Source organism: Duganella sacchari (assembly GCF_900143065.1).
GTDB classification, from domain to species: Bacteria; Pseudomonadota; Gammaproteobacteria; order Burkholderiales; family Burkholderiaceae_D; genus Rugamonas; species Rugamonas sacchari.
Genome location: NZ_FRCX01000011.1, coordinates 134972 through 146424 on the forward strand (window position 1 = coordinate 134972; position 11453 = coordinate 146424).

Consider the following 11453-nt stretch of genomic DNA (forward strand, 5'->3'; position numbering starts at 1 on the left):
AGTAGTCATGTCTGAACGCCTCAAAGGCAAAGTCGCCATCGTCACCGGTTCCACCCAAGGCATAGGTCTGGCCATCGCGCGCCGCTTTGCCGCCGAAGGCGCCATGGTCACCCTCAACAGCCACCGCGACGATGAAGCCGCGCAGGCCATCACCGCCGAACTGGGACCGCAGCGCAGCCTGTTCGTGCACGCCGACGTGGCCGACCGCGCCGCCATGGAGACGCTGGCCGCGCGCACCATCGAGCGCTTCGGCAAAGTCGATATCCTCATCAACAACGCCGGCATGAATGTGTTTGACGATCCGCTCGCGCTCAGCGAGGAAGACTGGCGGCGCTGCTTTGCCGTGGACCTGGAGGGCGCGTGGAATGGCGCGCGCGCCGTGCTGCCGTCGATGCTGGCGCAAGGCGCGGGCAGCATCGTCAATATCGCCTCGGTACACGGCCACAAGATCATCCCCGGCTGCTTCCCCTACCCGGTAGCCAAGCATGCACTGATCGGCATGACGCGCGCGCTGGGCCTGGAGTACGCGGCGCGCGGCATCCGCGTCAATTCGATTTCGCCGGGCCTGATCGTCACCGACATGATCGAACGCCACTTTGCGGCCTGTCCCGACCCGCAGGCGGAGCGCGAGCGCCAGGCCGCCCTGCTGCCGTGCAAGCGCCTCGGCAAGCCGGAAGAAGTCGCCGCCACCGCCCTGTTCCTGGCCAGCGACGAAGCACCCTTCATCAACGCCACCGACATCCTGATCGACGGCGGCCGCTCACAGTTGTACCACGAGTAACATTTCCAGACCACGTAGCAGCGCTTTTTGCGCTGCGCGTGGTCAAATCCCTCATTTTTTTGACCGCTCGCAAGGCATGTGCCTTGAAATGCAACAAGGTCGTCCCTATAATTGGCACTCGATGCGATGGAGTGCTAACAACCTCATCGTTAATATTTCCGTCGTAGCAATCTGATTGAAACGACAACAAACTGTACCATTGTTAAAATTAAGGAGTTTTGTATGAACCTTCGCCCTTTGAACGATCGCGTAATCGTCAAACGCCTCGACCAGGAAACCAAAACTGCGTCCGGCCTGATCATCCCTGATGCTGCTGCTGAGAAGCCAGATCAAGGCGAGGTACTGGCAGTTGGCAATGGCAAGATCCTTGAAGACGGCAAAGTACGTCCTCTGGATGTCAAAGTAGGCGACCGCGTCCTGTTCGGCAAATACGCCGGCCAGACCGTCAAGATCGACGGCCAGGAACTGATGGTCATGCGCGAAGAAGACATCATGGCGATCGTCACCAAGTAAGACTTGGCCGAACCGATCCCACTTAATACCTCACAGGAGTAAATAACATGGCAGCTAAAGAAGTAATCTTCGGCGACGCAGCGCGCGCCAAAATGGTTGAAGGCGTTAACATTCTGGCTAACGCAGTCAAAGTCACCCTGGGCCCTAAAGGCCGTAACGTGGTACTGGAGCGCTCGTTCGGCGCCCCGACCGTGACCAAGGACGGTGTTTCGGTCGCCAAGGAAGTCGAACTGAAAGACAAGCTGCAGAACATGGGCGCGCAGATGGTCAAGGAAGTCGCTTCCAAGACTTCGGACAACGCCGGTGACGGCACCACCACCGCAACCGTGCTGGCACAAGCCCTGGTTCGCGAAGGCATGAAGTTCGTTGCCGCCGGCATGAACCCAATGGACCTGAAACGCGGTATCGACAAAGCTGTTGCCGCCACCGTCGAGCAGATCGCTGCCATCGCCCGTCCATGCACCACCACCAAGGAAATCGCCCAGGTTGGTTCGATCTCGGCCAACTCGGACCACTCGATCGGCGAGCGTATCGCTGAAGCGATGGAAAAAGTCGGCAAAGAAGGCGTGATCACCGTGGAAGACGGCAAATCGCTGAACGACGAGCTGGACATCGTTGAAGGTATGCAGTTCGACCGCGGCTACCTGTCGCCATACTTCATCAACAACCAGGACAAACAGGTTGCCGCTCTGGACAACCCATTCGTTCTGCTGTGCGACAAGAAAATCTCGAACATCCGTGACCTGCTGCCGATCCTGGAACAGATCGCCAAATCGGGCCGTCCACTGCTGATCATCGCTGAAGACATCGAAGGCGAAGCACTGGCAACCCTGGTGGTCAACAACATCCGCGGCATCCTGAAAACCGTTGCTGTGAAAGCCCCAGGCTTCGGCGACCGTCGTAAAGCCATGCTGGAAGACATCGCGATCCTGACCGGCGGTCAAGTGGTTGCTGAAGAAGTCGGCCTGACCCTGGAAAAAGTATCGCTGGAAGAACTGGGCCAAGCCAAGCGTATCGAAGTCGGCAAAGAAAACACCATCGTTATCGACGGTGCTGGCCAGGCCGAAGCCATCGAAGCCCGCGTCAAACAGATCCGCGTGCAAATCGAAGAAGCAACCTCGGACTACGACCGTGAAAAACTGCAAGAGCGCGTGGCCAAACTGGCTGGCGGCGTTGCTGTGATCAAAGTCGGTGCAGCCACCGAAGTTGAAATGAAAGAGAAAAAAGCCCGCGTTGAAGATGCACTGCACGCTACCCGTGCAGCAGTGGAAGAAGGCATCGTGCCAGGCGGCGGCGTAGCCCTGCTGCGCGCCCGCGCTCAGATCAAATCGCTGAAAGGCGACAACGCTGACCAGGACGCCGGCATCAAGATCGTGCTGCGCGCCATGGAAGAGCCACTGCGCATGATCGTTCAAAACGCTGGCGAAGAATCGTCGGTCGTCGTGAACGCAGTGCTGGCAGGCGAAGGCAACTTCGGCTACAACGCATCGAACGGCACCTACGGCGACATGGTTGAAATGGGCGTGCTGGATCCAGCCAAAGTCACCCGCTCGGCGCTGCAAAATGCCGCATCGATCGCTGGCCTGATGCTGACCACCGACTGCATGATCGCTGAAATCACCGAAGACAAGCCAGCCGGCGGTATGGGTGGCATGGGCGGTATGGGTGGTATGGGCGGCATGGACGGCATGATGTAAATGCCGGCCGGCTGATTCAGCCTGCCAGACAAAAAGCCCGCGTTGGCCTCGGCCTCGCGGGCTTTTTTTACGTCTGCTAAACTGGCGCGATGTCTACTTCAGTCCGCCGCCGTTCCCTCCTCGCCGCCAGCAGCGCGCACGCCGTGCACGATGGCCTCACTGATCTGATCTATGTGTTGCTGCCGATCTGGCAGACCCAGTTTGCCATCAGCTACGCCATGATCGGCCTGCTGCGCGCATCCTACTCGGGCGTGATGGCGGGTTTCCAGTTGCTGGCCAGCCGCCTGGCGCGGCGCTGGGGACGCGAACGCATGCTGATCGGCGGTACCGCGCTGGCTGGCGTGGCGTATCTGATCGCCGGCCAGGCGGGCGGCCTCACCGTGCTGCTGCTGGCGCTGATGCTGGGCGGACTGGGCGCCAGCACGCAGCATCCGCTGGCTTCGTCGCTGGTCACCGATGCCTACGAGCCGGGCGGTGGCGTCAAGGAAGCGCTGTCCACCTACAACTTCGCCGGCGACATCGGCAAGACCCTGATACCGGGTGCGGTCGGCCTGCTGCTAGTGGTCGTAAGCTGGCAGACCAGCGTGACCCTGATCGGCGTGCTCGGCCTGGCGGCGGCACTGCTGCTGTGGTGGCTGATCCCCGCGCCGGCCGAACTGCCAGCACATGCGCAGCATGCGGCCAAGGCCGCGCGCGGCAAGGGTTCGGCCAGCGGCCTGCACGCGCTGCTGGCGACTGGCACGCTGGACAGCACGGTCCGCATGGGCTTTCTTACCTTCCTGCCGTTTCTGCTGAAAAGCAAGGGCGCCGGCACGGCCGGTATCGGCATCGCGCTGTCGCTGCTGTTTGTCGGCGGCGCGTTCGGCAAACTGCTGTGCGGCTATCTGGGCGCGCGCATCGGCATGATGAAAACGGTGTGGGTCACCGAGTCGGCCACCTCGCTGTGCATCGTGGCGGCCGTGTTCCTGCCGCTGACGGCCGTGATGGGAATTCTGCCGCTGCTGGGCCTGGCGTTGAACGGCACCTCGTCGGTGCTGTATGGCGCGGTGCCGGAACTGGCGGCGCCAGGCAAGCGCGAACAGGCGTTCGCATTGTTCTATACCGGTACGATCGGCGCGGGCGCCCTGTCGCCGGTGCTGTTTGGCCGCGTCGGCGATGTGATGGGCGTGCCGGTGGCGCTGCTGTCGCTGGCGGCGATCCTGCTGCTGACCTTGCCACTATCGTGGCGCGTGCAAAAAGCACTCTGAGCCAAAATCGGCTGCCCGACCTTCAAGGAGCGCAGCATGGAGGCCAACGAAATTCACCAGCGTCGCAGCCCGGTGAGTCAACGGCGCAGCCAAACGCAGCGCCCCGTCAGTGCACATCACGTTCTGACGCACTACTGACATAAACTGACAGGTCTACTGAATAGAATGAGTTTCACTTTTCTTTCAGGAGACCTTCAATGAAACCAGCCACTGTCAGCGCTGTCGCCCACCTCAACTTCCGTGGCGAGGCGCGCGAGGCGCTCCATTTTTACCAGTCCGTATTTGGCGGTGAAGTCATGGCCATGAGCTACAAGGATTTCGGCCAGGTGAGCAACGAGGCGGAAGCAGACCAGCTGATCTGGGGTCAGGTCGCGGCAGACAACGGCTTCCGCATCATGGCCTACGACGTGCCATCGGCCACGCCTTACAATCCCGGCCAGAACGCCTTTCTGGTGGCGCTGGAAACGCAGACGCCGGAACAGCTCAGCGCTTACTGGGACAAGATCGCCAACGGCGCCACCATCACCGTGCCGCTGGCGCCAGCCCAATGGACGCAGCTGTTCGGCATGCTGACCGACCGCTTTGGCGTTGCCTGGTCCCTGAGCGTCGCCATGCAGCACAACAGCTAAGCCGTCAGGCGTCGTGGTAAGCCGCTTCGAGCTCTTCGCGGCGTGGAACGTCGGCGATGTGCAGGATCAGCGTGAGATTGAGGTCGTGGGCGGGATGGATGGCGCGATGCCGGGCGAACCAGAACGCTTCTTCCAGTTCCTCGTCTTCGTGCGCGGTGATGAAGACGCGCTGCGCTTCCGGCACGTCTTCATAATGCACCGCTTCCTGCGCGGCGTCGTCAATAGCTTCGCGCCACTGCTCGCAGTCCTTGCCCCAGACCAGCGCATACAGGCAGCCGGAATCGATAAGCCAGCGGCTGACGTCCCACATCATGGTTTCATGAACGTCGGTGTCAACCACCACGACGGCTTTAAATTGGCGCAAGCCCTCCAGCGCCGGCAGGTCGCTGGCAGGGCTCAGGTGCAGATATTTGAGGGCGGAATTCAGCATGACGGCATTTTCGCCTGATCCGCCCCGTCCCGCAAGCTTAGAACGGGTCCAGCGCCACCGTGAACTTGCCGCTCGCATCCAGCGCGCCCATGGTATAGCCCTGCCAGCCCGGATACGCCTGCGGCTCCCAGTAAAACACCCCCAGGCCATTCGCGCCCAGCGCCTTGGTCTTGGTCAGCAAATCGGACAGCATGGCTTTCGAGGTGGCCGCCTGGGTCCAGTCCATGCCCACTTCCGTCACCATCACCGGCTTGGCGTAGCGCGCCACCATGTCCCACATATTGGTGGAGAGCTTGCTGTTGTAGCTGGCCCAGTCCGCTGCGGGCGGATAGTGCGACATGCCGATCACATCCCACTTGGCGCCGGCCGCCTTGACGCCATCAAAGAACCAGCGGAACACGGCGTTGTCGTAGCCATTGGCCAGGTGCAGTATCACCTGCGCGTTCGGGTACACCGCCTTGGCCGCGCTGTAGCCATTGTTGATCAGACCGGCCAGGTTGCTGAAGCTTGTGGTCTTCCCTTCCGGCCATAGCATGCCGCTGTTGATCTCATTGCCGACCTGTACCCACGACACCGTTATGCCATTGGTCTTGAGGTAGTTCAGGATGCCGTAAGTGTGGCTGTAGACATCGCTGTTGAGCTGCGTCAGCGTGTGGCTGGCCCACGCGGCCGGCTTGGTCTGCTGGCCAGGATCGGCCCAGCTGTCGCTGTAATGGAAGTCGATCAGGATGCGCTGGCCCTGGGCGGCGGCGCGCTTGGCCTTGTACAGCACATCGGCGCCATCGTTCCAGCCGCCGCTCGGGTTGACCCACACGCGCAGACGGATCGCATTGACCTGCAAATTCTTGAGCAGCACAAACGGGTCGGTCTTCACGCTGCTGCTGTTGTAGAACGCATAGCCACTAGACTCCTGTTGGCTAACCCAGCTGACATCAGCGCCATTGGCAAAGGTGGCACTGCGCGCGGACAGGGCGAACGCCAGCCCGCATGCTGCGAACAGCAATGCTTTCAGTTTCATAAAGTCTCCAGTATTGTCGTTTTAACGGGATGAACACATCCCCGCCGCATCGCGCAGCGTCTTGCAACAGCGGGTACAGCAGAGATGTAGGGCTAGCCGAAGCGGGCGGCGGGCACGCCAGCCACATCGACCCGCACGGCAAACACGGCGCCGGTCAGCGGATGCGCTGCCAGCTGCTCGGGCGTGTTGTCTTCACGTGCGGTGGTGATGAACAGGGTTTTCAGGTCGGCGCCGCCCAAGGTGCACGAGGCCGGATTGCGCACGGGCATGGCGATGGTGTCCAGCAGCTCGCCGGCCGGCGAGTAGCGGCACACGCGGCTGCCGCCCCATTGCGCGATCCAGACGCAGCCTTCGCTGTCGACCGTCATGCCGTCGGGCGAACCTTCGCCTTCGCCAAACGCGCGCCACACGCGCGGCGCGTCCAGCGTGCCGTCGGCGGCCAGCGCGTAGCTGTAGATGCGGCCCTCGTAGCTGTCGGTGTGGTACATGGTGGCGCCATCCAGGCTGAAGCTGGGGCCATTGCAGATGTGGTAGCCCTCGTCCGCCACCTGCAGCGAGTGGTCGGGGTCCAGGCGGAACAGCTTGCCCACGGCCTGCTGGTAATCGTGGTTGTGCATCGAGCCGGCCCAGAGCCGGCCGGCACTGTCGGCCTTGGCGTCATTCATGCGCAAGCCGCTGCCTTCAGCAAACGGACGATGCAGGTATTCGATGCGCAGCTCCGGCTCCAGCCAGATGCGGGCGATGCCATCGCGCAGGCCGGCCATGAAGCCGTCGCCGTCGCGGCGTGCGATCAGCCAGCACATATAGTCCGGCATGGCCCAGCTGCGGCGCTGGCCGCTGCCGGCTTCCAGCGCGTGCAGCATCTGCTGCTTGAGATCGACAAAGTACAGACGGTTCTGCTCCGCCATCCACAGCGGGCCTTCGCCCAGTTGTGCGCCTACTTCCCACAGGCACTGCACGTCATGCTTGCTCATCGGTCTGCTTCCCTGATTTTAGACAGCCGTCATCATACGACTAAAACGCGCCAGGTGTGGACAAAGGCATCGGCGCGCTGCCGGAGTTCGTCCAGCGTCACCCCGGGCGTGTACAGATTGCCGCCGATCCCGAAGCCGGTGGCGCCCGCCTTGAACCAGCCAGCCATGGTGTCGGGCGCAACGCCCCCCACGGGCCACAGCGGCGTACCGGCCGGCAGCACGCTCTTGAGCGCCTTGACGCCGCCGTGGCCCACGGATTCGGCCGGGAACAGTTTCAGCGCATGGGCGCCGGCCTCCAGCGCGGCAAACGCTTCGGTGGGCGTGGCCACGCCGGGCGCGCAATACATGCCAAGGTCGGCGGCGCGGCGGATCACGGCCGGCACGCAGTTCGGCGACACCAGCAGGCGGCCGCCCGCCGCATGCACCGCGTCCACATGGTCGACGTTCAGCATGGTGCCGCCGCCGACCAGCGTGTCCGGCAAGTCCAGCTTGACGATGGCGGCAATGGCGTCAAGCGCGCCCGGGCGGTTCAGCGGCACTTCCAGCGCGCGGAAACCCGCCGTGTGCAGCACCTGGGCCACCTCCACGGCTTCGGCAGGATTGAGGCCGCGCAGGATGGCGACCAGGGGTGTGGTGGGATCGGAAATCGTCATGCTCAAGCCTGCTGAATGAATTGGGAAAGTGCGCTGCAATACACCTGGTGCGGATCGAGCACCGTGCACGGCAAGCCGAAATGGCGGGCGGCGCTGTCATAGCGCGCGGCCAGCGCAGCGGAACCGATCACGGTAATGCCCTGCCCGGCGCCACGCGCGGCGGCAAATTCGGCGCCGATCAGCAGGCCGCTCACGGTGGCCGCCGCCAGCTGGGCCGGCGCCGTGCGGGACACCACGCCCGCGCGCACGCGGAACAGGCTGTTCGACAGCGGCTCGTTGCGCGCCGCCTGTTGCAGGCCGATGGCAAAGCCCTCGGCATCGCTGCTGTCGCCGTCCATCATGGCCGCCAAGGTGCCGCCCGCCGACAGCATGGCAAACAGCTCGCCCGTCATATAGGTGGCAAAGGACTGGATCACGCCATCGCGCAGCAGCACCCATTTGCTATGGGTGCCCGGCAGTACGATCCAGCCATCGCGCCGGCCCAGGGCGATGGCGCCGAGCAGCTGGGTTTCTTCGCCGCGCATCACATCGGCCGCCGCGCCAGCGCGGTACACATAGCCGGGCACGATGCGGCAGCGGCCGGCCCAGGCCGGATCGGTGACGGCCGCCAGATGCTGCGGCAGCTGGACCAGCGGCACAGCGGCGTCGAGATAGGCCACCTCCTGCCAGCCGGACGCGCTGCCCACCATGCCGGACAGGATGACCGGCACATCGTGCGGCAGCTGCATGGCGGCCAGCAGGCCGGCCAGCGATGCGCCGAACTTGTCGCGGCCGCCCACGGCCAGCATGCCCTGGCCATCTTCATGCTCCGCCAGGCAGGCGCCGCTTTGATCGATGAGATAGGCGCGCCGGTTGCTCGTGCCCCAGTCTATCCCCACTATATGCTTGTTCACTAGGCGTATCCTTTACTGATGCTGGACCGATGGTACGAAAAAGCCGGGACCGCGGCCAATGAATAATCTCGCCGGATGAATACCAAAATAATATAGGCACGCCACGCAACAATGTCGAAAAGTCAAGTTATGACGCGTAAAAAAGGGGCAAAAGTTGCCCCTGCTGTGCCTTTGGTTTAGTATGACCGTCAATCACACGTCTCATCGTCTCCTCATGGAATTAAGCAAGCAGTCCTCCCGCAAATTCATCATCGCCGGCGTGGCGACGACCGTAATTGCGCTGGGTTTGGCCGCCTATTTCAGCAGCGCGCCCTCGGCCGAATCACAGGTCAAAATCAAGCTCCCCGTGACGCCGTCGGCCAGCGCCAGCAGCGCGGCCTCGGCCAGCAAGGCCGCGTCCGTGGCGGCGCCGCACCGTCCAGCTGAAATCAAGGATCCGGCTCCGCCAGCGGAACCGCGCGCCATCCGCACCAAGGAGCAAGGCGCGGCCGCGCTGATGGCGCTGCCGGAACTGCAGGCATGGTCGGCGCTGATTGAAAAGAACTCCAGCGGCAAGGCCCATGGCGGCCTGCTGGAATATGATCCGGCGCCACGCAAGCTCAACGGCAAAAACTACTGGCAGTTCAGCTACGTGGAAAACAGCGCGGAATCCGCGCTGCGCTGGGAAAGCTTCCTGGTATCGTCCAGCGATGACGAGATCCTGGTGGAAGACGCCACCAACGACGAAGTCATCAGCCTGGCACGCTGGCGCCGCGAGAAGCATCCGGCCAAGCGCACCAGCATGGGCAACTAGCTCGCACTACGCCGCCTTCACCCCATTGACCGGCGCTGCCTGCGGTGCAGCGCCGCGTACCTGCCCTACCCACAACACCGTCAGCAGCGCCATGCCGGCAGCAATCCAGCCATTCCAGCCATAGCCGCTGATCTGGCCGGACGCCTGCGTGTGCAGCGTCAGCCCGCCCAGCAGCGCGCCCAGCCCCGTGCCCACCTGCTGGATGGCGGCATTCGCGCTCAGGAAAGCGCCGCGGCGCGAGGGCTCCGGCACCGTCGTCATCAGCGCCTGCATGGGAATATTGCGCCCCGACGCCAGCACCATGAAGAACGGGAAGAACAGCACCACGCCGATCAGCGGCATCACCGGCATATGCGTCATGAACAGCACCGGCAGGATGAACAGCAGCGACACGATGCGGTACACCTTGTGCGCGCCGGCACGGTCCGACCACTTGCCCAGCATGCGCGCCGTGAAGAAGGTGGTGAGGCCGCCCGCCAGGTAGACATAGGTAATCTCGGCCGGCTGCAAGCCGACGTTATTCACCAGCACCGGCGAGATAAACGGAATCACCATCATGCCCGTCATCATATTCACGGCCGACAGCAGGAACGCCTTGAGATGCTTGGGCTCGCGGTACAGCGCCACCAGATTGGGCAGCACCGCCGACAGCGGCGGACGGTTCACCAGATGACCGTCCATCGCCGGCAGCACGCGCGCAGCCAGCAGCAGGATCGGCAGCGAGCACAGGACCAGGATGTAAAACGGCGAGGCCCAGCCATAGTGGGCGGCCAGCATCACACCGGTCGGCACGCCCGCCACCGAGGCCATGCTGAACGACGTCATCACCACGCCCGTCGCGGCGCCACGGCGGTTGGCGGGAATCAGATCGCCGATGATGGCCATGACGATGGCGCCAAGGATGCCGCCGGTCAGCCCGGCAAACGCGCGCGACAGCACCAGCATATGGAAACTGGTCGCAGCAGCGCACGCCAGATTGGACAGCGTGAACAATGCAAACACCGCCAGCAGCAGCTTGCGGCGGTCGAAGCGGTCGATATACATGGCCGCCGCGAGACCGGAAATGCCGGCACACCAGGCATAGGCCGACACCGCGCCCGAGACCGCGGCCGGTTCGATCTGAAACGCGCGCATCAGCTGCGGCGCCAGCGGCATCATGACCATAAAGTCCATGATGACAGTGAACTGCGTCAGCGCGAGCAGCCACAGGAGCAGGCGCTCGCGCGCCGGAGTGAGAGGGAGCGTGGCGTTCATAATGCGTTGATATCCTCGACTGCCTTGCGCAGGATGGCGCGGATCTGCTCGATCCGCTCCTGATTGTGATTACTGGCGCGGGCCTGCTCGATGGCAGCGTGCTTAAGCTCATGCATCGCACTGCGCAAGCCTTCGCGGTGCTCATCGCCTTCCGCCATGCGGGCCAGAATGGCATCCACGAACTGGCGGTTCTCCGCCAGGAAAGCCTCGCCTTCCGGCGTAATGGTATGCAGCTTCTTATTGCCATCCGGCGTCGCAACGACATGGCCCATATCCAGCAGCATGGACAGCAAGGGATAGATGGCGCCCGGGCTCGGCGTATAGCCGCCACCGGAGCGCTGCTCCAGTTCCTTGATGATTTCATAGCCATGGCGCGGCTTCTCGGCGATCAGCTGCAGCACCACATAGCGCATCGCGCCAGCGTCAAACATTTTCGGCCCACGGCCACGCGGCCCCGGACCATGCGGCCCGCCATGATGGTGATGATGGCCATGCGGTCCGTGAGGACGATGGTGATGATGTTTAAATCCAAACATGAGCTACTCCTTAAGATATAACGTATTAAGATATA

General features: G+C 63.0%; 13 protein-coding genes. 6 read left to right on the top strand and 7 right to left on the bottom strand.

The window, feature by feature from the left end:
• Window positions 1–7: 7 nt before the first annotated feature.
• The 5 genes from BUA36_RS22870 to BUA36_RS22890 all read left to right on the top strand — a co-directional run bounded on the left by BUA36_RS22870 (window position 8) and on the right by BUA36_RS22890 (window position 4867).
• Window positions 8–781, top strand: a complete 774-nt coding sequence (locus tag BUA36_RS22870; protein ID WP_072787785.1) for an SDR family oxidoreductase — start codon at window positions 8–10, stop codon at window positions 779–781.
• Between the two features lie 222 nt (window positions 782–1003).
• Entirely contained in the window at window positions 1004–1294 is a 291-nt protein-coding gene (groES, locus tag BUA36_RS22875; protein ID WP_026637491.1) for a co-chaperone GroES, read from the top strand.
• 47 nt (window positions 1295–1341) lie between these two features.
• Complete coding sequence (gene groL / locus BUA36_RS22880; RefSeq protein WP_072787788.1) at window positions 1342–2991, top strand: chaperonin GroEL; 1650 nt, start codon at window positions 1342–1344, stop codon at window positions 2989–2991.
• 89 nt (window positions 2992–3080) lie between these two features.
• Window positions 3081–4238 (top strand): MFS transporter, encoded by a 1158-nt coding sequence (locus BUA36_RS22885; RefSeq protein WP_072787789.1) that lies wholly within the window; start codon window positions 3081–3083, stop codon window positions 4236–4238.
• A gap of 197 nt (window positions 4239–4435) precedes the next feature.
• On the top strand, window positions 4436–4867 hold the full coding sequence (locus tag BUA36_RS22890) for a VOC family protein (protein ID WP_072787790.1): 432 nt from the start codon (window positions 4436–4438) through the stop codon (window positions 4865–4867).
• Window positions 4868–4871: 4 nt separating this feature from the next.
• Here BUA36_RS22890 and BUA36_RS22895 read toward each other — a convergent pair whose 3' ends face one another.
• The 5 genes from BUA36_RS22895 to BUA36_RS22915 all read right to left on the bottom strand — a co-directional run bounded on the left by BUA36_RS22895 (window position 4872) and on the right by BUA36_RS22915 (window position 8835).
• Entirely contained in the window at window positions 4872–5297 is a 426-nt protein-coding gene (locus tag BUA36_RS22895; protein WP_072787791.1) for a DUF7684 family protein, read from the bottom strand.
• Window positions 5298–5334: 37 nt separating this feature from the next.
• Complete coding sequence (locus BUA36_RS22900) at window positions 5335–6315, bottom strand: glycoside hydrolase family 53 protein (RefSeq protein ID WP_072787792.1); 981 nt, start codon at window positions 6313–6315, stop codon at window positions 5335–5337.
• A 92-nt stretch (window positions 6316–6407) separates the two neighbouring features.
• Complete coding sequence (locus tag BUA36_RS22905; RefSeq protein ID WP_072787793.1) at window positions 6408–7289, bottom strand: SMP-30/gluconolactonase/LRE family protein; 882 nt, start codon at window positions 7287–7289, stop codon at window positions 6408–6410.
• Between the two features lie 32 nt (window positions 7290–7321).
• Entirely contained in the window at window positions 7322–7942 is a 621-nt protein-coding gene (locus BUA36_RS22910) for a 2-dehydro-3-deoxy-6-phosphogalactonate aldolase (protein ID WP_072787794.1), read from the bottom strand.
• 2 nt (window positions 7943–7944) lie between these two features.
• Complete coding sequence (locus BUA36_RS22915) at window positions 7945–8835, bottom strand: 2-dehydro-3-deoxygalactonokinase (RefSeq protein ID WP_072787795.1); 891 nt, start codon at window positions 8833–8835, stop codon at window positions 7945–7947.
• A 214-nt stretch (window positions 8836–9049) separates the two neighbouring features.
• On the opposite strand from BUA36_RS22915, the gene BUA36_RS31325 reads away from it, so the two are divergent.
• Window positions 9050–9628 (top strand): hypothetical protein, encoded by a 579-nt coding sequence (locus BUA36_RS31325; protein ID WP_229215639.1) that lies wholly within the window; start codon window positions 9050–9052, stop codon window positions 9626–9628.
• A 6-nt stretch (window positions 9629–9634) separates the two neighbouring features.
• On the opposite strand, the gene BUA36_RS22925 is transcribed toward BUA36_RS31325, so the two are convergent.
• Both BUA36_RS22925 and BUA36_RS22930 read right to left on the bottom strand, forming a co-directional pair.
• Window positions 9635–10882 carry an MFS transporter gene (locus BUA36_RS22925; protein WP_072787796.1) on the bottom strand — a complete coding sequence of 416 codons (1248 nt, stop codon included), beginning with the start codon at window positions 10880–10882 and terminating at the stop codon, window positions 9635–9637.
• Entirely contained in the window at window positions 10879–11418 is a 540-nt protein-coding gene (locus tag BUA36_RS22930) for a PadR family transcriptional regulator (RefSeq protein ID WP_072787797.1), read from the bottom strand. The genes BUA36_RS22925 and BUA36_RS22930 overlap by 4 nt, the downstream gene beginning before the upstream one ends.
• Window positions 11419–11453: the final 35 nt, after the last annotated feature.